The 21659-nt window shown below is 40.0% G+C and carries 19 protein-coding genes; 6 read left to right on the forward strand and 13 right to left on the reverse strand.

Features of this window, described 5'->3' with window-relative positions; translation table 11 throughout:
• Positions 1-37: 37 nt before the first annotated feature.
• Positions 38-1507 (reverse strand): IMP dehydrogenase, encoded by a 1470-nt coding sequence (guaB, locus tag GQR45_RS07515; RefSeq protein WP_002958783.1) that lies wholly within the window; start codon positions 1505-1507, stop codon positions 38-40.
• A 135-nt stretch (positions 1508-1642) separates the two neighbouring features.
• Here guaB and xseA point away from each other — a divergent pair, with 135 nt between their 5' ends.
• Complete coding sequence (gene xseA / locus GQR45_RS07520) at positions 1643-2983, forward strand: exodeoxyribonuclease VII large subunit (RefSeq protein WP_165725579.1); 1341 nt, start codon at positions 1643-1645, stop codon at positions 2981-2983.
• Positions 2984-2995: 12 nt separating this feature from the next.
• On the opposite strand, the gene GQR45_RS07525 is transcribed toward xseA, so the two are convergent.
• The gene (locus tag GQR45_RS07525) at positions 2996-3676 is read right to left on the reverse strand and encodes a hypothetical protein (RefSeq protein WP_007581614.1); all 681 of its coding nucleotides are present in this window, start codon (positions 3674-3676) and stop codon (positions 2996-2998) included.
• Positions 3677-3711: 35 nt separating this feature from the next.
• Positions 3712-4530 (reverse strand): serine O-acetyltransferase, encoded by an 819-nt coding sequence (gene cysE, locus GQR45_RS07530; protein WP_007581613.1) that lies wholly within the window; start codon positions 4528-4530, stop codon positions 3712-3714.
• Between the two features lie 618 nt (positions 4531-5148).
• On the opposite strand from cysE, the gene GQR45_RS21500 reads away from it, so the two are divergent.
• The gene (locus GQR45_RS21500; protein ID WP_277344601.1) at positions 5149-5274 is read left to right on the forward strand and encodes a hypothetical protein; all 126 of its coding nucleotides are present in this window, start codon (positions 5149-5151) and stop codon (positions 5272-5274) included.
• Between the two features lie 80 nt (positions 5275-5354).
• Here the strand turns inward: GQR45_RS21500 and GQR45_RS07535 are convergent, their stop codons facing one another.
• Positions 5355-8237, reverse strand: coding sequence for a pitrilysin family protein (locus GQR45_RS07535; protein WP_165725580.1), 2883 nt, complete (start codon positions 8235-8237; stop codon positions 5355-5357).
• Positions 8238-8487: 250 nt separating this feature from the next.
• Here GQR45_RS07535 and GQR45_RS07540 point away from each other — a divergent pair, with 250 nt between their 5' ends.
• Positions 8488-9444: a methylenetetrahydrofolate reductase gene (locus GQR45_RS07540; RefSeq protein WP_024593278.1), complete on the forward strand. Its 957-nt coding sequence runs from the start codon at positions 8488-8490 to the stop codon at positions 9442-9444.
• A gap of 330 nt (positions 9445-9774) precedes the next feature.
• On the opposite strand, the gene GQR45_RS07545 is transcribed toward GQR45_RS07540, so the two are convergent.
• The 3 genes from GQR45_RS07545 to GQR45_RS07555 all read right to left on the reverse strand — a co-directional run bounded on the left by GQR45_RS07545 (position 9775) and on the right by GQR45_RS07555 (position 12940).
• A complete protein-coding gene (locus tag GQR45_RS07545; protein WP_165725581.1) occupies positions 9775-10755 on the reverse strand; it encodes a sensor domain-containing diguanylate cyclase in 981 nt (326 codons plus the stop codon).
• A 58-nt stretch (positions 10756-10813) separates the two neighbouring features.
• Positions 10814-12061: a DEAD/DEAH box helicase gene (locus GQR45_RS07550; protein ID WP_165725582.1), complete on the reverse strand. Its 1248-nt coding sequence runs from the start codon at positions 12059-12061 to the stop codon at positions 10814-10816.
• Between the two features lie 177 nt (positions 12062-12238).
• Positions 12239-12940, reverse strand: coding sequence for a DUF3581 domain-containing protein (locus tag GQR45_RS07555; RefSeq protein ID WP_165725583.1), 702 nt, complete (start codon positions 12938-12940; stop codon positions 12239-12241).
• A 112-nt stretch (positions 12941-13052) separates the two neighbouring features.
• Between GQR45_RS07555 and GQR45_RS07560 the strand changes: the two genes are divergently transcribed.
• Positions 13053-13922 carry a CPBP family intramembrane glutamic endopeptidase gene (locus GQR45_RS07560; protein ID WP_165725584.1) on the forward strand — a complete coding sequence of 290 codons (870 nt, stop codon included), beginning with the start codon at positions 13053-13055 and terminating at the stop codon, positions 13920-13922.
• Between the two features lie 104 nt (positions 13923-14026).
• Positions 14027-14419, forward strand: a complete 393-nt coding sequence (locus tag GQR45_RS07565) for a hypothetical protein (protein ID WP_024593283.1) — start codon at positions 14027-14029, stop codon at positions 14417-14419.
• Positions 14420-14435: 16 nt separating this feature from the next.
• Here the strand turns inward: GQR45_RS07565 and GQR45_RS07570 are convergent, their stop codons facing one another.
• The 4 genes from GQR45_RS07570 to proB form a co-directional block, all read right to left on the reverse strand.
• Positions 14436-14735, reverse strand: coding sequence for a 2OG-Fe(II) oxygenase (locus GQR45_RS07570; RefSeq protein ID WP_165725585.1), 300 nt, complete (start codon positions 14733-14735; stop codon positions 14436-14438).
• 163 nt (positions 14736-14898) lie between these two features.
• Positions 14899-16383 (reverse strand): glutamate--tRNA ligase, encoded by a 1485-nt coding sequence (gene gltX / locus GQR45_RS07575; RefSeq protein WP_007581594.1) that lies wholly within the window; start codon positions 16381-16383, stop codon positions 14899-14901.
• Between the two features lie 39 nt (positions 16384-16422).
• Positions 16423-16782, reverse strand: coding sequence for a glutathione S-transferase N-terminal domain-containing protein (locus GQR45_RS07580; RefSeq protein WP_165725586.1), 360 nt, complete (start codon positions 16780-16782; stop codon positions 16423-16425).
• Between the two features lie 116 nt (positions 16783-16898).
• Positions 16899-18002: a glutamate 5-kinase gene (gene proB / locus GQR45_RS07585; RefSeq protein ID WP_165725587.1), complete on the reverse strand. Its 1104-nt coding sequence runs from the start codon at positions 18000-18002 to the stop codon at positions 16899-16901.
• A 119-nt stretch (positions 18003-18121) separates the two neighbouring features.
• On the opposite strand from proB, the gene GQR45_RS07590 reads away from it, so the two are divergent.
• Positions 18122-19081, forward strand: a complete 960-nt coding sequence (locus GQR45_RS07590) for a DMT family transporter (protein ID WP_024590057.1) — start codon at positions 18122-18124, stop codon at positions 19079-19081.
• Here GQR45_RS07590 and GQR45_RS07595 read toward each other — a convergent pair.
• Together GQR45_RS07595 and GQR45_RS07600 are read right to left on the reverse strand one after the other, a co-directional pair.
• A complete protein-coding gene (locus GQR45_RS07595) occupies positions 18976-19581 on the reverse strand; it encodes a class GN sortase (RefSeq protein WP_165725588.1) in 606 nt (201 codons plus the stop codon). The two genes, GQR45_RS07590 and GQR45_RS07595, sit on opposite strands and share 106 nt — an antisense overlap.
• Before the next feature lie 17 nt (positions 19582-19598).
• Positions 19599-21620 carry a marine proteobacterial sortase target protein gene (locus GQR45_RS07600; RefSeq protein WP_165725589.1) on the reverse strand — a complete coding sequence of 674 codons (2022 nt, stop codon included), beginning with the start codon at positions 21618-21620 and terminating at the stop codon, positions 19599-19601.
• Positions 21621-21659 lie beyond the last annotated feature (39 nt).

The raw sequence follows: 21659 nt of genomic DNA on the forward strand, positions 1-21659 counted from the left end.
GCAAAGCAAGCCCAGTATATTAAATTAATTACGCTGCTTAACCTAAGCGGTAATTTGGTGCTTCTTTAGTGATTTGCACATCATGAACGTGCGACTCACCCATACCAGCTGAAGTAACACGTACAAATTGTGGTTTTGTATTTAGCTCTTCAATTGTTGCACAACCCGTTAAGCCCATAGCACTTCGCAGGCCACCCACTTGCTGATGAATAATCGTTGCAATAGGACCTTTGTAAGCTACGCGACCTTCAATACCTTCAGGTACTAACTTGTCTGCTTCGTTTGATTTTTGGAAGTAACGATCTGATGAACCTTCTTTTTGATCCATCGCGCCCAATGAGCCCATACCACGGTAAGATTTGTAATAACGGCCTTGGTATAATTCAACTTCACCTGGTGCTTCTTCAGTACCAGCAAGAAGTGAGCCCACCATTACACACGATGCACCAGCAACAAGTGCTTTAACAATATCACCAGAAAAACGAATACCACCATCAGCAATAACAGGAATGTCGCGACCTTTTAAGCCTTCAACAGCATCTGAAATAGCGGTAATTTGTGGAACGCCACAACCGGTAACAATACGTGTAGTACAAATAGAACCTGGGCCGATACCTACTTTAACTGCATCCGCTCCCGCATCAGCAAGTGCAATCGCACCTTCAGCTGTTGCTATGTTGCCTGCAATAATTTGTAAGTCTGGGTACTCTTTACGCGTTTTAGTAACACGGTCAATAACACCTTGAGAGTGACCATGCGATGTATCGATAAGTAAAACATCAATACCCGCTTCTACTAATGCAGCAATACGCTCATCAGTACCTGCACCAACACTTACAGCAGCACCTACACGTAAACGACCTTGGTCGTCTTTACATGCGTCAGGTTTGTCTTGGGCTTTTTGGTAATCTTTTACTGTGATCATGCCTTTAAGTTTAAATTCATCATCAACAACAAGGATTTTTTCAATGCGGTGTTCGTGCATTAAGCCTAAAATTTCTTCGCGTGCTGCGCCTTCTTTAACGGTAACAAGCTTTTCTTTTTTAGTCATAACGGTAGAAACAGGCTGTTCAAGCTTAGTTTCAAAACGCATATCACGACTAGTAACAATGCCTACAAGCACATTATTGCTATCGGTAACCGGAAAACCTGAAAAACCTTTTTCGTGCGAAAGCTCAATTGCATCTGCAATTGTTAAATCGGCAGTCACCGTTACAGGGTATGAAACAATACCTGCTTCGTAGGTTTTAACTTTACGTACGTTTTTCGCTTGTTCTTCAATAGTCATGTTTTTATGAATAAAACCAAGACCACCTTCTTGCGCAAGGGCAATAGCTAAACGAGCTTCTGTAACAGTATCCATAGATGCTGAAATAAGCGGCAAGTTAAGTTTGATACCACGCGTTAAGCGAGTTGAAATATTTGCCGTGTGTGGCAAAACAGTAGAATGACCAGGTACTAAAAGTACGTCATCAAAGGTAAGAGCTTCTTTAGCGATTCTAAGCATTTTGGCAACTTCTCACATGTGGATCTAAGATAAGGAATTGCGGCCAAATTTTAACAGCGTTGTTGGCATGAGTAAATAATATTTCGCAAATATTTATGATAAAGTAGTGCAATAAATAGTTTTAGGTTGTTTTTTATGTTTTCGAAGCCTTCGCAGGCGGTTTACACCGTTTCACGCCTTAATAGAGAAATTCGCACAATCCTTGAGCAAGGTTTTGCATCTTTAGTGCTCACGGGCGAAATTTCTAACTTTATTACCCCTGCATCTGGACATTGGTACTTTTCGTTAAAAGACGATAAAGCACAAATTAAAGCCGCAATGTGGCGAGGCAATAATCGCAACCAAAGCTACCGCCCTGTAAATGGCGCACAAGTTACAGTAAAAGCGCGTGTATCGCTTTATGAACCTCGCGGTGACTACCAGCTTATTGTTGAGCATATGGAACCCGCAGGCGAAGGTCAGCTAAAACAAGAATTTGATGCGCTTAAAATGCGTTTAGCCGCCGAAGGATTATTTAGCTCTGCTCACAAACAGCCATTACCCCAAAATATTAATCGCATTGGTGTTATTACCTCAGCAACCGGCGCTGCTATAAAAGATATTTTAACGGTACTCAAACGCCGTGCACCGCAGCTAGAAGTCATCATTTACCCTGCTATGGTACAAGGCAAAGAAGCGCACGTGCATTTAATTAACCAAATTGAATTAGCCAACACACGTGATGAAGTAGACGTACTTATTTTAGGGCGAGGCGGCGGATCACTTGAAGATTTATGGTGTTTTAATCACGAACAGCTCGCCCGCGCTATTTTCAAAAGTGAATTACCGATAGTAAGTGCGGTAGGCCACGAAATAGATACCACTATTAGCGATTACGTTGCTGATGTTCGTGCAGCGACTCCATCAGCCGCAGCTGAGCTTGTAAGCCCAAATACGCAAGAGTTACACAACAAAGTAACGCAATTAGTTAATCGTTTATCTAACGCGTTTAAGCACGGTCTTGCCGATAAACGCGCACTAGCAACGCAGTTACAACACCGCCTTAATTTATGTCATCCGCGTAATCAGCTTAATCAAAAATCACAACGTTTGGATGAGCTAAGCATTGCGCTGCAGCAGGCGATGCGTAATCGTTTATACCAGCAAGAACGCACACTCAATAACTTAACGCCGCGTTTAATGCGCCAATCACCCGATAAAAAACTCGCTACAGCAAGCCATCAACTTTCGCAATTACAAGCTAGGCTAAACCAAGCTATACAGCATCAGTTACAGCAAGCGAATAATAGCTTAGCACTGCAGGCTAGCAGGTTAGATTCAGTAAGTCCGCTTAATGTTTTAGCGCGCGGTTATAGCATCACTAAAACACAACAAGGCAAAGTGGTTAAATCTGTGGGGCAAATTAAAACAGGCGATGTTTTGATTACAGAGCTCGTTGATGGCTCTATAGAATCACAGGTTATACCTATTACATAAAGTTGGTATTACTTAAAACTCTGTACTTAGCAACAATTTAAGCTCGCTATCGCTTGATGTGGAGGTAGTGCTTTTAAATTGTTGCCAAAACTCTTGCTTCATCAACTTGTCGTTTAGCTCTCGCCATTGAGAATTATCAAATGTGTCGTTATCAGCGGGTGCCGCAAGTTCAAATTCACATATCGTCGTTTTACATTTTGCGCTAACAACATCAGGTATAATCGCTAAATCAGCTGTTAATAAAAAATCTTGTAATGCCATTTCAGTACGATAAGCCCATTCTTCGTCACGCGTTTGCTTTTCAAATTTATCACGTAAGATCTTCTCAAAATCTGAAGGACCTCTCATTTGCTTTAAAATGCTTTTAACTGTCGCTTTCTGCTCAGCGAGTTGCTGCTTAAGCTGAGTTACTTGCTCTTCTAAAGGTAGTTCATCAAGCATTTGGGTTTCTGAATAGGTTGGAGGCGTATCTTCAGCGGGCTCTATACTAGCGACTTGCTCAGGTACTGCAGAGTCTGCATTACTTAATACCTCATTACTTTGTTGTTCAGTATGAAGCTTTTGCTGTTTTTCATAACTTGGCTGCGACTTAACAGATTCTGGATGACTTGAAGCTGCATTAAAGTAGCCCCAAGTTAAACCTACACCCGCAATAAACCCAATCCCTAGAGCCAATAAACTATTCTTGTTCATGTTAATTCCTTTTAAGTTTTATGATTTTTAATTACTTATAGCATTGCACTCGTGTGCGATTCGTTTTCAGGCTCAGGATTTGCTAAAAAGTTTTGGTTCATACTTTGCGCCGGACACTCACAATCCGGTCGACCAATAATTTTAGCGGGTACGCCAACAGCGGTTGTGTGTGGTGGAACATTGCTAAGTACAACTGAGCCCGCACCAATTCGTGCGCCCTCACCTACTTCAATATTACCAAGTACTTTAGCGCCGGCGCCAATTAACACGCCTGCTCTAATTTTAGGATGACGATCGCCCTGCTCATTGCCTGTACCGCCAAGCGTTACAGATTGCAAAATTGATACGTTATCTTCAATTACTGCTGTTTCACCAATAACAATACCGGTTGCGTGGTCAAACATAATGCCTTTACCCACTTTACATGCTGGGTGAATATCGACCCCAAACACTTCAGAGTTACGGCTTTGAATAAAGCGCGCTAGCTCTTTGCGGTTTTGTTGCCACAAGCAATTAGCCAAACGGTGCGCCTGAATAGCATGAAAACCTTTTAGATTTAATATAACCGTAAGATAGGTTTCTGATGCAGGGTCGCGGTCTTTTACCGCTTTAATATCCTCAGCAACAAAAGATAGCATACGGTCACATTTTACAAATGCTTGGTCAAACAGCTCTCGGATAGTGAATGCCGATACCACCGCATCAGCCAACTTATTAGCAACAATAAAGCTCAATGCCGAACCTAAACAATCATGATTCAAAATGCATGAATAAACATGACTTGCTAATAATGGTTCACGTGTTACTACATCGTTAGCTTCGTCGCGAAGCTGTTGCCAAATTGCATGACGCATAATACTGCACTGCCTTAAGTTGATATAAAATAGCCTTTTCCCAAGTCTAACGGATTTAAAGCCTAAGGTGTTAATCCCTTAGTTATTTGTTCTGGTTATTAGATATAACTAGGGACGATTAACTCTTTGTTGCCTACACGGATGTAGATAAGAGGCGTGAGCAGGACGCGGAAGCTTTGTTCGGTTTTTACTTATTCTTACAGGGATGTAAGTCAGTAGAATAACGCAGGAGCAGTTATCGAGCCCACTAGGTTACAAACCTCGCGCCGCGATTAAATCGACCCTAGATTGAACAAATTTCAATCCACAGAGTTCAACACGCCCTAGCACCCAGAAATGACATTTCAAATACGTACCCATTTTTTAGATTAAGTTATACGACAGTAGCTAAAATTACCAATACATACTTAAAATATAGTAAATTAATAAAAATCAAAAGCTAGCAACATACGAAAGCTCACCTGTCATATGAAAAAATACGGACTGACGTACAGCTGACGGCGTAAAAAAAACGCTAAATTAATTAGGATTTAAGCTAAGTTTGTTCATTATACCGAGCTAAGCTATATTTAGTTTTATTGATTTTTTACATAAACAAATAGAAATGAGGAATTCAAAATGAGTGATGACTCTGAATTAAAAAATAAAGAAAGGCGTGGAATAAATATATTACTTCTCATTAGTTTAATAATTATGATTATTGGTATTGCCATCAAAATATATGATGCGCGTTTCATTAATTAAAGGACCCTACTACAGAGTCCTTAAAGATATAAAGTGCCCCATAAGTTAGGGCACTTTCCAACCATTAAAAACCACTTAAATTATTGAAATACTTTTTCAACTTTTACCACTTCAATATTTTTTGCAGGAATTGCTAATTTATAATCGGCAATCACTTTATCCTCAGCAACCAACTCAGCAGGTTTATTAGTGTTATAAACCATTGGTGATGTTCGCTCAGACGCTAAACGTTTCTGCATATCAGCGCCGTCTGCGGTTATAAACACATATTGAACATTGTCTGTTTGTAAGTTTTCTTTAATAACGCGGTTTACATCGGCAACGCTTAGCGTTTTAAGTTTATTAGTTACGTAACTTACAAAGCTATCTGTGTTGTAAAATTCGCTATCAAGTGCGTAACCTAATTGGCGGTTTTGACTTGCAACCATTTGCGGCACAAAGTTAATTAAAAAGTTACGCGTAGCTTCGAAGTCATCTTCGCTCATACCATTTTTAATTAGCTTATCTAGCTCAAACAAGGCGGTACGTGTTGCAAAGTGCGCATCGTTATTAGAGCGAAGTGGGCGTAACCACACTTGAAATATTTGCTCAGAGCGCCCTAGGTTTGCATCAGGCTTGGTTTGAAACATACCACGTGGAAAGTATTCAATGTATGCGTAATCGCCGTAGTTCATGCCGCGAGTTTCACGAATGCGCTCATATAAAAAGCTGTTAGAACTACGGTGCTCACCAAAGTACGAACGCACAAGCCAAAGGGCTGTCCAGTCTTCGCTACTTCTTATTGTATCAATAGGAAAACCAAACGATACCGCAGTCGATTGCGCCGATTTTTCTACAATTGTTGCATGATGACCTTTAAGCGCTGGTGCATCAGGAATACTTAAACGGCTTTGCTCACCTTTTGGTAGCGTTGCAAAATCGCTCATCATTTTAGCTTTAAGCTTTGCAGGTACAGCCCCAATTAAACCAACCGTGAGTTTAGATTGCGTAAGCTCGCTGTGATAAAACGCTTTAACATCATCTAGCGTCAACGCTTCTAAATCCGAAATATCACCGTAGTTGTAGCTTTCGTAAGGGTGATTTTTGTAAAGCGCACTGTATAGCACCTCTTTGCCTAGCTCTTCATCGTTAGATGCTTTTAAGCCTGACTTAATACCATCGATCATTTCTTTTTTAAGGCGTTTAAAGTCATCGTCTCTAAAACCTGGATTTAGTAATTGATCGCTCACAAGTGAATACCACTGCGCCGCATTATCTTTATGAATACGTCCTTGGAACGACAGCATTTCTTTATCTATTTGATAACCAAAGCTACCCGCAAGCGGATAAAGTGCTTTTTGAATATCTTTATAGCTTGTCGCCTCTGAGCCACCTTGTGCAAGCATAGCCGCAGTTAACGCAGCAACACCTTTTTTGCCTTGTGGGTCGGCAGCCGCACCGGTATTGAATAAAAAGTTAACATCAATTAATGGCGAGCTATTCGTTTTATCAAGTACTTTAAATACAGGTGCCGCAGGTGCTTGTTCAAGCTTTGCAGTAAGCGCATTTAAATCAACTTCTTGCTCAAAACCTGGGGCTTTATCAAGTGCCGACATCGTTAATGTGGTACGTGCGTTATCGGTAAAGTATTTATTAGCAACGGCTTTAATATCTGCGCTGGTAATGTTATCTGCCGATTTATACAGCTGGTTTATAACCTCAGGATCGCGCTCAAAATGCATGTAGCTGGCAAGAGTTGATGCAATCGCTTGCGATGAATCCAAGCCATTAATAAAGCTGTATTTAAGGTTCGATTTTAAATCACTCAACTTTTGCTCATCAACAAGCTCAGTGCGTGCTTTTGCATAAGTGCGGTTAATGGCATCGCGCGCAGTGGCTAAATCGTCTGCGTTTTCTACTTTAACAAATACGTGTAATAAACCCGGATCTTTAGTCTCTGGGTTATAGGTAAACATTTGGCTGGCAATTTGTTTGTCGACCACTAGCTCTTGATATAAATCTGAATTATTTGAAAAATAAAGCTGTGAGATTAAATCAAGTGCCGCTCTGTCTTTTTTAGCAGGCTCCCACGCAGCGCCTTTGTACGATACAAGTAACCAATGCCCTGGTAGCGCTTCATCTTGCTGGTGCAAATATTTTGGTGCTTGTTGAACAGGTTCTGCTTTAATGTCAGCAACATAGTTACCCTTTTTCCAGCTGCCCCAATGCTTTTTAACCATTGCCATTGTTGCTTGTGGATCTACATCGCCCACAATAACAAGTGACACATACTCAGGTTTATAAAATTTAGCAAAAAACTCTTTCCCGTACGCCATTTGATCTGGCATGGCTTCTATGTCTTTAAAAAAGCCCATAGTGGTGTGTTTATACGTGTGCTTATCAAACGCTTCTTCGCGTACAGCGCTTAATAATTTACGAATTGGACTCGCGTTGTTTTTTAAGTACTCACCTTTTACCGTTTGTGCTTCTGTTCTAAATTGCTCTTCGGTGTAGGTTAAATTTTGAAAAATATCAGCTTCAAGCTCAAGTACTTTATCAAGATGCTGCTTTGAAAAGTTTAAATGGTAGTTTGTATAATCGTTTGTTGTATATGCGCGGTTATCGACACCTGAATTTTTTAATATGTCTGAATACACATCTTCAGGGTATTTTTGTGAGCCTTTAAACATCATGTGTTCAAAAAAGTGAGCAAAGCCTGTTTTACCCTCTTCAACTTCGTTACGCGATCCAACCGATACCGGAATTTGCAGCGACACTACGTCAGGGTAATCAGTTTTAACAACCATGACACGTAGGCCGTTTTCTAGCTCTTCAATGACATAATCTTGTGAAAAAACACGATCATCAGCTTTATTTACTTGTTCTTGTTGTGCTGTTGTTTGCGTGCTTTGATTTTGTTGCATTGCGCAACCCGTTAATGCCAGCGATACCGCTAAGCTGGTTGCTAATAATTTAAATTTCATTGTTGTCCCTTTTTAAATTGAGCAAATTTGTTGTCAGATTTAACTCTCTAATTATGCCCCAAAGCCAATAAATATAAGAGCCCCAAGGGAATTTATTATGTAAACAACTGTGTCAATTATAAATTATGGGAACAAGCACTATGAATAAACATCATGTTAGTTGAAAAACTTTCACTAAATAAATCTATCTAGACGTCTAAATGGCTGCTATATTAAATCCATCAAAACAAACTTAGCTGGAATGAGGATTATGGCTTTATCACTAAAAGAGAAGATAGTGGACACCAACCAAGGTGTTTATCTTATTGGTACTACCCCGCCTAAAATTGGCACCGATAAAGCGCAATTAAAAACCATTGCAGAAAAGCTATTAGGTCGCTTACACGAAATTGAATACGACGGCGTGATAATTTACGACATTCAAGACGAAAGCAGCCGCACTAATCAAGACCGCCCATTTGCGTTTAAACAAACCGTTGATCCGCGTGAATACAGCCATTTACTTCGTAATTTATCTGCACAAGATGTGATTACTTATAAAAGTGTTGCGCAGCGTGGCGTAGGCGAATTTAAAGATTGGCTAAGTGAGACTAAAAACGACTACGATTTACAAAATGTTGTATTAGTAGGTAGCCCGTCATCAATAGGCGATATAAAGCTAAGCCTGCCAGATGCTTATAAAGCAATGGCTGAGCAATCAGATGATTTCTTTTTAGGTGGCGTTACGATTGCCGAGCGCCATTCAAGTAAACGAAATGAGCACGAACGATTAATAGAAAAAACAGCACAAGGTTGTCAGTTTTTTATATCGCAAGCTGTTTACGACGCACAAGCTACTATAGAGCTAATTACTAGCTACGCACGTACATGTAAAGCACAAGGGATTACACCTCAACGTATTATATTAACGTTTACCCCGTGCGGCGGCGAAAAAACCTTAGACTTTATGCAATGGTTGGGTATCTCAGTGCCAGAGGCAACTAAATGGCGCATGCTTGATGCAGACAATACATTAAGCGAATCAGTCCGTATTTGCCGCGAAAACCTCGACTTAATACTTAAAAGCTGTGCGCATTTAGATGTACCGCTGGGCCTAAATATTGAAAGCTTAACAAACCGTAAAGAAGAAATTGACGCGTCAATTAACTTATACCGTTTATTAAAAGCCATTATGGAATTAAACCTTGCGGAAAAGCTAATAGCTTAAAAGCTAGGTAAGAGCTAATTAACACCCTTCTTGGCAAGCCTCATGGCTTGCTTTTTTATGTCCGTTCTTTGAAAAATTAATTAATAAATACAAGTAAAGATTTGCAGCTTAAGCTATTTATTGAAGGTGTTTTTGGTTATTACTCTCAAGCCTTTTTAAGGCAAACCCCATAGAGGAGCACATAACACCAAAAATAATTCCCTCATTAGATATAAATCTAATGCTAGGGACGTTTCAAATAAGCTTATTATTGCTAAGGAAAAAATAAAACCCATCGCAGAAGAAACCAACCAAGTTTGTGTGGCATGAGTCATGACGAACCTCCTTTTATTATTGTGCTTTTTTAGCGAGCTTATACGCTTGTTTATTTTTATACATTGCGTGGTCTGCATCATTTAATAGCGCTTCAAAGGGCTGCTTTTGTTTATTAGTAAAACTATAACCAATACTAAGCGATAAATCGCAAACGTCTTCTTTGAGTAAAGCTTTTGAATACTCAGAGGATATTTTATCCATAATGTAGTTAATTTTACTCTTATCGCTTACTTGCATTACTGCAACAAACTCATCGCCACCTAAGCGTCCTACTATATCAGCATCTCTTAAATGCGTTTTTAGCGTATCTGCCAATATAATTAAGGCTTTGTCGCCCACCTCATGACCAAAGGTGTCGTTTAATTTTTTAAAGTCGTTTATATCAATAAACAAACAGCATACGTCAAAGCCTAAACGTAGCGCTAAGTTAAGTTTTTGCTGGGCTAATAAGTTAAGTGCTCGGCGGTTATAAATATTCGTTAATGAGTCTAACATGGCTATTTCGCGCATTTGCTCATAGCTATACACAAGCGCTAGGTCGTCTTCAATCAAATCGCGTAGTTGTTCTATGAGTTCAAAATATTCATCGGTATAGCTTGTTATTTTAGTGTCTTTTAAACATAACGTGCCAAACACTTCGCCTTCAGGCCAATGAATAGGTAAACCTAGGTAGGATTCAACACCGTCTTCAACTACTTCTGGTAGGGTATTCCATGTATCGTTATTACTTGCATCATTAACATATAATGTATTGTTAGTTTCAGCTACGTGGCGACAAAACAGAGGTGTTTGAGGAGGAAGTATAGGATTGGTCTCAAAGTTAGAGCCACCTTCGTTACTTCTAATAACAACGCGATAGCCTTTGCTTGTTGCCTGAACTATATAACCAGACGGGGCTGAAAAAAGCCCCGTTATAAGGTCGATTGTTTTTTGCCATTTATGCAAAGATATTTGGCCATCAATACCAGAAAATGCCCATTGATCAATTTCAAACATTGCTTTACCTCGGCTATTTAGTAGCTCCAGTATAGGCAAAAAAGCAAAGTAAAAGCTATTATTTACGACGTCTGCTTGGCTCTCTTTTACCAGTGATGCGTTTTTTATCGCGATCTTTTCGCGACTTGTTAGTATTTTTACGATTATCTTTTGGCTTTTTATTAGGATCTGGCTCGTAACCTTCTAACCACTGCGGCGTTAAACGCGTATCGAGTAGTACTTCAATTTCTTCTAGCAGCCATTGCTCATCAAGACTTACCAGCGACATAGCAAGTCCTTGTTCACCAGCACGACCTGTACGGCCAATACGATGCACGTAATCCTCGGCAATGTACGGTAGTTCAAAGTTAATTACGTATCTAAGTGTAGAAATATCTAAACCACGCGCAGCTACATCGGTTGCAACAAGTACGCGTGTAATACCTTCTTTAAAGTTTTGCAATGCACGGTCGCGTGCGCCTTGCGATTTGTCGCCATGGATTGATTCGGTTTTTAAACCATCTTTACACATTTCTTTAGCAAGCTGATCAGCCATTTGTTTTGTGCGAGTAAAAATAAGCACTTGGCGCCAGTTTTTCATGCCAATCATGTGCGATACAAGTTCGCGCTTACGATCCTCATCTACAGCGTAAATAACTTGCTCTACTTCAACCGCGGCTGAGTTACGTTTATCAACTTCAATTAGTTCTGGGTTTTTAAGTAACTTTTTACTGAGTTCAAACACGCTGTCATCAAACGTAGCTGAAAATAGTAAAGTTTGGCGATCGCCCGGGATATGTCGCAATATACGTCTAATTTCATCAATAAAGCCCATATCAAGCATGCGGTCAGCTTCGTCAAACACTAAGGAGTCTACGCTTGAAAGTACCACACTGCCTTTAACTATATGATCAAGCAAACGCCCAGGTGTTGCCACTATAACTTGCGCTGTTTTAAGTGCTTTTATTTGAGGGCTAATACTTGCGCCACCATAGGCTAAAGCGCCATTGATATTAGTGCCTTGTGCGTACTTTTCAAAGCTTGCAAATACTTGCTGAGCAAGCTCACGGGTTGGCGTTAAAATTACAACGCGGGCAAGGCCTTGCTCATCTTTTTTAGGGGTATTTAAAAGCTTATGTAATAAAGGTAAAACAAAGGCGGCGGTTTTACCCGTACCTGTTTGCGCGCTGCCCATTACATCACTTCCGGCTAAAATAGGCGGAATAGTTTTAATCTGAATTGCGGTAGGTTGAGTGTAATTATTTTGCTCAATCGCTGTTAATAATAACGGGTCGAGATTAAGTGATGAGAACGTAGTGGCAGACATAGGCTTAGCTTTAAAATAACAAAGAGCGCTATTGTACGCATATTACTGTACTGCGTAAATTAACCAGTCCAGAAAAGTATTTAATCGTGGTTGCTCACTTTCACTTTAGCGCTAAAAACAATAAAAAAGGCGCTAAATAACAGCTGTATTTAGCGCCTTTTATAATTTGCTGTAGCTTTAAGCTGGCTTTAGTGTCGCTTTACGCTCGTTGTAAAACGCGATTAAATCGTCAACTGTTGCTTGGCAGTATTCGCGTATACCCGAAACTACCATATGCTTTTCACCACTACCCACTTTAACGCCATTTTCTAACAGGTTAAAACGTAGTGTAATTTTTCCGCGCTTACCGGCATACTCAAAACTAGGCTCTGCAAACTCAAGTTCTGGTTCTGTAATATCAAGATTATCAAGATTGATAAGCATTGATTCGTAAATAATCATTGGGCGAGCAGGGTTTATCATTACCTCTTGCTTGCCCATTAATGGAATAATTACATGCGGAAAAGTAGTACCAGAAAACTCAACATAATTTTTTATAAGACTATTAGTTAGTGCTGGGCATTGGCTGGTTTTACCGCTGCGCTTTACCTTTAAAATAACTTTTTCGCCATTGGTTACATCAAACTCATCAGCCCCTTCAGGGAAGTTAAGTTTGGTGTTTTCATCAACCATACCGGCAAAAGTAAATTCCATTTGTTCACTAATACCGTAGCGGTCTAGTACCAATGAAAAAAGTAAGTCTCCTGGCGCGCAAAACTTTTTGGCATCTTTGTCATGAAGTGGATTAAAATCGTCAGCAACGCATTTAGCGAATCGACAACCTTGCTCACGAGAGATAGAAACATAATCAGCATGCTGCTGAAAAAAAGGACTTAACATAGTGTGTTCACTGCTTAAACTGCTTATAACCTATCTATATTACCAGAAAAAAAATACTGAGAGGTCGAATCTGTTAGATTAGTTGCTAAATAAAACAGAGCAATAAAAAACAATGACCTTTTATTTATTAGCGCTATCAATTATATGTGTTTTTCCGTACTGCAAAATATCAATAATGCGGCAACCCCTTTGGCACTACTTACTAGCTTTAAGTGTTGTAAGTGCATATTTTCAAGGTTATATAAATTTATATGCCCTGCTGTTAACCGGGCTTTACGTTGTTTTATACTACTGTGCGCTAAATACAAAGCAGGCAATAATACGCGCTACTTTAAGTACTGTTTTTATAGTTTCCTCATTAGCATTAGCACTTCATTGGGTACCTGGTTTTAATAACCTCCCTATTGTTATAAACGAGCGTATTACAAGCGATGCGATTGCTTTTACCCTTTATGCTAACTTTGATAAAGCTATGGCTGGGTTATTTCTTTGTGCTTACTTTTATTCGAATAAAAAAACTTTAAAAGCAGACTCTAATAAAGCAGACCCATTAAACGTTAAACAAGCTACTTTAATAATTATTACTACTGTTTTAGCTTCGCTCACTGCGGCTTTAATGCTTGGACTTGTAAGCTTTAACCCTAAGGTTCCTGGCTTTTGGTTAGCCTTTATGGCTATTAATCTTTTATTTACCTGTGTTGCCGAGGAAGCTTTATTTCGAGGTTTACTACAAACTAAGCTTAGCAAAATAATTACACCGACCCGTTTAGCAATACTTGCCCCTTTAATTACTGCAGGTATTTTTGCTTTGGCACATTTTGCTGGAGGAATTAACTATGTATTGGTTTCATTTATTGCAGGCTTGGGGTATGGCTATGTTTTTTATAAAACGCAGCGCTTAGAGTGGGCTATTTTATGCCATTGGTTGGTTAATGTTTGCCACTTCTTTTTGTTTACTCACCCTATGCTCAATAAAATCTAAATACATTTACAAATGCTAACAATTTACTTAGTAGTAAACATTGCCCGCATTTGATTTTGTTAGTAATTTACTATTTCAAATAATAAATTAAGGGACTAATAAATATGCTACGTTTTATAACGGCAATAACAGTGCTCGCCACAATAACGGGTTGTTCAAGCATGACTTATCATACAGATATAGACAACGGCGTTTTATCTCAAGAAATTGGCACCTACGTTAATAAAAGAGATTTACAGCAATTTTATAGCGACCAAGAAGCACACGAAAGTGGCGCTACACTCCTAGGCCGAATAGAAGGTGAAAGCTGTGATGGCGACGGTATGGGTAACAATAATGTAAGCTATAACCGCTCTAAATCAAACGCAATTGATTTACTTAAAGCTGATGCCATGCGCAGAGGCGGAAATGCTTTTACTATTAATTCTTGTAGTGAAACGTCTGTATCGTATTGCGACCTATCTGTTTTATGCACCGGACAGGCCTACGACTATTAATAAGTAAAAGTGCAAATTATATATTAAGCGCAAAGCTAAGTAGTACACGCTTTCCAGACTCGATTTTAGATACGCAGTGTTCGTACTTATCGGGTCTGAATAAATACACGCGATTAAATAAATTTATAATGCATTTTGAGCATTTAAATACCCCACCCGCTTTAGGTTTTTCTAATACAAAGTTGAGCTTGTAATAGCGCCCTTGCTGCACAGGGTCAATATGGTTCATTACGCTGTGATTAGTTGGGTAAGTAACAAGGTTTATCGAAAATGTATTACTGCTAAAAATGGCTTTGTTTTTAACGGTTGCAATCATACTGCCTCCTATGAGTTTACATGCCCTATTGTATCATTGGGCTAAGTACTAATACTTTAGTTAAACAATATCAAAATACGATGTCATATAGCTAAACAGCCTGAAACAAAAAAGCCGAACTTATTTTACTAAGCTCGGCTTTTAAAAGTACATTGTTTAGCAACTATGCACTTGGGTATTCGCGGTACGCACGCTCTATATTTTTAGCCTGCTTTTTAGAAATACCTAAATGAGCAAGTGCAACACGTAAACGAGCACGTGATAAGTCAGACCCCAATATTTCCATTGCATCAAGCACTGACGTACTTGACGTTTTGCCAGTAATTGCGACAAATATTGGCTCTAAAAAGTCTTTAATCTTAAGCTCGTGGAATGTTGCAACTTCTTTTGCAATTGCAAAAATAGCGGGCTTTTCAAAGCTACGTAAACCTTCAAGCTGCCATACAAAAAATTGTAGCGCTTGGCGAATCACGTTTTCGTCTGCTTTGCCGGCTGTTAATAGCGCAGGATCGTAAGTTGGAATACCACCTACAAAGTGCCCTGCAAGCTCAACCATATCCGACAGCGTATTAATACGAGTTTTAACTTCTGGTAATATTTTAGCGAGCATTTCGCCATTAAACTTCCAATCAACAAAGCGCTGAATTAACTGCTCGTCGGTTAGATTTTCGCGGATCCACATGCCGTTTAACCAGCTTAATTTATCTACGTCGAATACTGGACCACCAAGCGATACGCGCTTCATGTCGAAGTTTTCAATCATCTCGTTTAACGTGAACTTTTCACGCTCATCTGGCATTGACCAACCCATACGGCCTAAGTAGTTAAGCACGGCTTCTGGCAGGTAACCCATTTCTTTATAGTAGTTAATAGACGTTGGGTTTTTACGCTTAGACAGCTTTGATTTATCTGGGTTACGTAGTAATGGTAAGTGACCAAGTACTGGCGCTTCCCAACCAAAATCTTCATATAGTTTTAATAACTTAGGTGCTGAGTTAATCCACTCTTCGCCACGGAAAATATGGCTAATTTCCATATGGTGGTCGTCAACTACGTTCGCTAAAAAGTACGTTGGAAAACCATCTGCTTTTAAAAGCACTTGCATGTCTACGTTTTCCCACGGGATCTCAATTTCATCACGTAGGTAGTCGTTAAACTTAAATGTGCCTTCGCTTGGGATTTTCATACGTATAACGTAAGGTTTGCCTTCAGCTAAGTTTGCTTTAATTTCTTCATCTGTATGGTTTAAACCACGACCGTCATATTTAGGGCGTAGGCCTTCTGCCATTTGCTCTTCACGCATTTGATCAAGCTCTTCGCTTGTTGCAAAGCAGTAAAACGCTTTACCATCATCAACTAACTGATGCGCGTATTTTTTATATAAATCGCTACGCTCAGATTGACGGTAAGGACCAAATTCGCCCCCCACATCAGGACCATGATCCCACTCAAGCCCTAACCAACGTAGGCTATCCATAATCGCAAGTTCAGACTCTGGCGTGCTACGTACTTGGTCTGTATCTTCTATACGAAGTACAAATTCACCGCCTTGTTGTTTAGCAAAACAGTAGTTAAATAAGGCGATATAAGCGGTGCCAAGATGCGGGTCACCAGTTGGCGACGGGGCAACACGGGTGCGAATTGTCATGGTATATTCTCTTTAAATAAGTGAGATAATAAAAGTGGTTTATGCAGCTACTTTGTTTAAGTAAGCAATAATATCGTTTGATTCATACAGCCATTGTACTTGGCCGTTTTGCTCTATACGCAGGCAAGGCACTTTAACTTTTCCGCCTTGTTCTAGTAGCTCTTGACTATATTGCTCATTGTCTTTTGCATCACGCGTTTCTATGTTTAAGCCTTCGCGTTTAATGGCGCGGCGTACTTTTACACAAAACGGGCATGCTTTAAATTGATACAGTTTAAATTGTGAGGTTTGCTGATCAAGCTGTGCTTGCTCGTCGCTTGCACGCTTTTTACTGCGAGGAGTAAATACAAAATTAAAGAATAAGATTATACAACCTAAAAACCAACGAACTAATTTCATGTTCTGTGCTCTGCTTACAACAATTTAAGGAGCCAGATTTTAGCACAAATTTACAATCAAAAAAGTGTAATACTGCGAGAATTACACTCAAGTAATTTAATTTACTAAAAGTGCTTCTATAGCAAGACCATATCATCCCTATGAAGTACTTCTGCGCCACTATCGTAATCGAGTAATTGGCCTATTTGACTAGAATGCGCACCCTTTATTTTGTTTACCTCGGTACTACTAAAGCGCGTTAAGCCCCGTGCAATTACTTGATTTTTATTATCTATTAAATCAATTAAATCACCGCGTTCAAAACGTCCAAATGCATTAGTAACGCCTTTAGCAAGTAAGCTTGCGCCTTTATTTTGCAGCGCTGTAATAGCACCTGTATCAATAACAATTTGGCCGGTACTTTTAGGCCCGGCTAGTAACCATTTTTTACGGCCATCTTTTGGAGCGGTGAGTTGTAAAAAACGCGTGCCTGGTAACTCGTCACTCATGCATTTTAAAATAACGTTTTTACCTGCGCCTTTAGCAATAATAACTTCAACACCTGCGCGCCTTGCAATGTCGGCGGCTTGCAGTTTAGTCGCCATACCGCCGGTGCCTAAATTTGTACCACTGCCACCAGCAAGTTGGCGCAGCTCATCGTTTATATGTGTTACTTCACCAATGAGGGTGGCATCGGCGTTTGTGCGCGGATCGCTGGTAAATAACCCTTCTTGATCGGTAAGTAGCAGTAACTTATTAGCATTAGCCAAAATAGCGACAAGTGCCGATAAATTATCGTTGTCGCCTACTTTTATTTCGCTGGTAGCGACTGCGTCATTTTCGTTAATGATGGGTACAACGTCGTAATTTAATAATGCATTGAGTGTATCGCGGGCATTAAGGTAGCGCTCTCTGTCGTCTACATCAGCGCGAGTAAGCAGCATTTGCCCCACATTTACCCCATATAAAGCAAACAAGCTCTGCCAAATGTGAATAAGTTGACCTTGTCCAATTGCAGCAAGCATTTGTTTATCAATTAAGCTTCTGCCACAGGGTTTTAATAGTTGTTCGCGCCCAGCAGCAACTGCACCGCTCGATACTAAAATAACGTGATGACCCTGCTTTTTAAGCTCGCAACATTGGCGTACTAATTCAACCATATGTGCTTTGTCTAGCTTATCGGTGCCGCCAGTTAGTACGCTTGTACCAAGCTTTACAACTATTACCTGTTCCCTTTGCATGTGCTTTTTACTAATGATTAATTAAAGATGAATTAATTTATACCAGCTCGGTATTTTTGAACAAGTTAAAAATTTTCATGCTAGGATCTGATTTTATTAAATTAAGTAAATTACTCTCTATGCCTGCCAGTTTATGTTTAATTATTGCCACCTTTTTATGGGGCAGCTCTTTTATTGCGCTCAAATACGCCATTGCTATTTACGACCCTGCATTGGTGATATTTTTACGCATGCTCACCACGTTAGTTTTGTCGCTTTGTTTATGGCGCTACGTTATTCGGTTTGAGTATTTAAAAGGTGACTGGAAGTATTTAGTGGGTATGTCGCTTGCTGAGCCTTGCTTGTACTTTTTATTTGAAGGCCATGCAATGGAATACACATCGGCCTCGCAGGCTGGGGTTATTGTGTCGTGCTTGCCCATTATTATTGCGCTACTTGCCTTTTTATTGCTTAAAGAATACATAAGTAAATCCATCGTAGTCGGTTTTACGCTGTGTATTGGCGGCAGTATTTTACTTACGCTTCTTTCACCAAGTACCGACCAAGCACCTAATCCGTTGCTGGGTAACTTTTTAGAGTTGATGGCTATGGTGTGCGCTGCATTTTATACCGTAAGTATTAAACATTTAGCTAATCGCTACTCGCCGCTTACTTTAATTGCGTTGCAAGGTATTAGCGGCAGCTTGTTTTTTGCTCCGTTTTTATTTTTTATCGACCTGCCAAGCGAAAACCAACACGACTTAACCGCGCTTATGAGCATTTTGTATTTAGGTTCGTGTGTAACCCTTGGTGGCTACGGCATGTACAACTATGCAATTAGCAAAGTATCGGTATTAACCGCTGCTGCGTACTCTAATTTAATTCCTATTTTTACACTTATTTTGTCAGCTATTATTTTGGGCGAAGTGCTCAACGTTTGGCAATGGCTGAGCATATTTGTGGTATTTATTGGCGTAATGATAAGCCAGCGTCATCAAGAACTTGTGGTTGATATACCGCTTAGTGAATCAGGCGAAGACATTTGCGCAGATACAAGCAATCTTAAATCAGTACCCGAGGCAAGCGAATCAAAAGGGTAACAGGTAAGCAAATACAGCCCGGGTGTTTGTAAAAATGTGTTTTGGGATTGATGAATAACCTTAATCCCCGTTACCTTATAATTTTGTATCACCCCACTTTGCAGCTGCAAAGTAAACGCTTCCCCCACTTTGGCATTTTGTAAAAATGCAAAATGGGTGTCGTTATGCCCTGCTATTAGCGCGCCTTTTTCGTTTCCAAATTCTTTTCCGCCAAGCTCCCCTGCGGGTAAAAATTGGCTAGGCGCAAACGCTAAGTTACGGCCACTCGCTCCAGCCAATACACTTAATGTTTTATTATGATTTGGCCAATCAAGCTTTGCAGTAACGTAGCTGTCGGCGTAATACCAAGGCTTTACTTTAGTACTGGGTGATTTAAGCGCCTCTTGCCATGCTTGTTCAATTAATACTTGAGCAAGCCACGCTTTTGCCTGCATATAAGTACCGTGACCAAATAATCCAAGCCCAGCTATTAGTAAGCCCGCACTTAGCCACTTTTTCATTTTAAGTCTCTTTTCATTTAGGGATTCGCTCTGTGTTTAAATTTAAGAGCGCCAAATCCCAATAATAAAATACAGCCTAATAATATGTGCAGCCTACTTTGCCCATCGGTTTGTGGTAAACGCATTGCCATACCTTGTGGTACTGCATTACTAGCTTGCGCCGTTTGCTCTGCCACTTCTTTTATTTGAGTTTGTTCAATTGCTATAAAAGCAGTAAACGGGCTAAGTAATTGATGAGTAAGCGCAAGCTCCTGTACTTCATCTTTAACTGTATTTTGCTCGTTGTATAAAAGTAATGACTTAATTTTTTGGCGCGCCCACAGTTTTGCTACACCTTGAGCGCTTGAGCTATTTTGTGTACTTAATTTAATACTTAAAGGCCCTTGTGCTGTTTGCCCAGCAAGTACCACACTTTTAGCATTATTAAGTTTTATAGCGACCATGATAGGCTCGCCAAAATATAAATCAGGTAGTGGTGACGGCCAAAAATCTAAACTGTTACCGCTTTCATCGCTTAGCGCCAAATTAGTAATAGCCGGATGCGCAAGCTTATCAAACAACTGCTGCATTTTAGGTTGCACCTCGTTTGTGCTGCCTATAAACGTAAATGACCCCTTACCGACATCTGCCGCTCGGCGCATAAAAAAGCTGTTAGGTGCGCTGCCAATACCTACCGTAAATAAGCGGCTATCGCCTAATTTACTTTGAATGTTTTTAAATAATGCATCTTCGTTGCTTACGCTGCCATCAGTTAAAAATACAACTTGGCGTACAAAACCATCAAACTCGCTGCCATCAAGTACGGCATTAAGCGCACCTTGTATTTCAGTGCCGCCGTCGGCTTCTAGGCTATAAATAAATCGCTCTGCACGGCGTAAATTAAAGTCACTGGCTATAAGTGGTTTATCGCTCATTGGAGTTACTATGTTGTCAAAACCAATAATGTTAAAGCTGTCGTCGCTATCGAGTAATGACAGCGCATAAAACAAGGCTTTTTTAGCTTGCTCCATAGATTGCCCGTGCATAGAGCCAGACGTATCAACTACAAATACCATTTCACGAGGTAAGCGTTGAGTTTGTGTAAAGTGATCCCCTGGTGGCATTAGCATAGCAAGTCCGTATCGGTCACCATTTTCAAACTGCTGAGTAAAAAATGCGGCTTGAGCTTGCTCTTTTTGCAGCGGTTTAAACTCAAGTACAAAGTCGCGATTAACTGCATTTGTCTCATTTAACGCTATTTTATATTGCCCAAATGCTGTGTTTTGTACATCAACATTATGAAATTTAGAATTGATATCCACCAGTTCTAAGCCTACATCTATATCAATGTTTAAGCTAAATTGGCTGCTTGGTACGTTATCAATTTGAGTACTATTTTGAGTGATGTTTTGAATGCTGTAAACAGGGCTTAACCATCCCGTTGGGAGCGGATTAACATGCGCTTGATTTTGAGTATTAACCTCAACTTCACCACTAATCGCATGATAACGCGGTGTAATAGTAGTAGGAAATCTAATAGCAAATGTGCCGCTGCTGTAGTCAATTATTTCTTGATACTCAAGCTCAATAATCACTTGCTCACCAGGACCAATATTTGCCACATTCGTAATAAACATATTGGCGCGTTGCTGGCGTACTAGGGCAGCTTGCTTACCTGCTTTTTTAGCCTCCTCGTATTTTTTTTCGGCCTCTACCTTTTTATCAATTTGGCCTTTAATGACTCGCTCACCTATACGCATCGTCATCGCATGTACGGCGCTTTCATCAGGCAATGGAAAAACGTAGCGCGCGTTAACTGCAAACGGGTTTTCGTTTTGATAAGTCTGCATTACTACAACATGATTAATTAGGCCAGTTAAGGTCATATTGGCGTCGCTTTTTAATATTATTGCTGGGCCTGCTGGCGCACCATTGCTATCAAAAAGCTCTAACTTGGGTGATTGCGCATGGCTTTTAAAGCTAGCTAACAGCACAATCGCTATGAATATAAAAATGCTTACTTTAGTAAGCATTTTGGTTGGTTTACTCAATTTAAACATAAATCACTCCATCGAACGCTTAGCTTTACTTAGATTCAG

The sequence above is a fragment of the Pseudoalteromonas sp. SA25 genome, from assembly GCF_011378705.1.
Taxonomy (GTDB): Bacteria; Pseudomonadota; Gammaproteobacteria; order Enterobacterales; family Alteromonadaceae; genus Pseudoalteromonas; species Pseudoalteromonas arctica.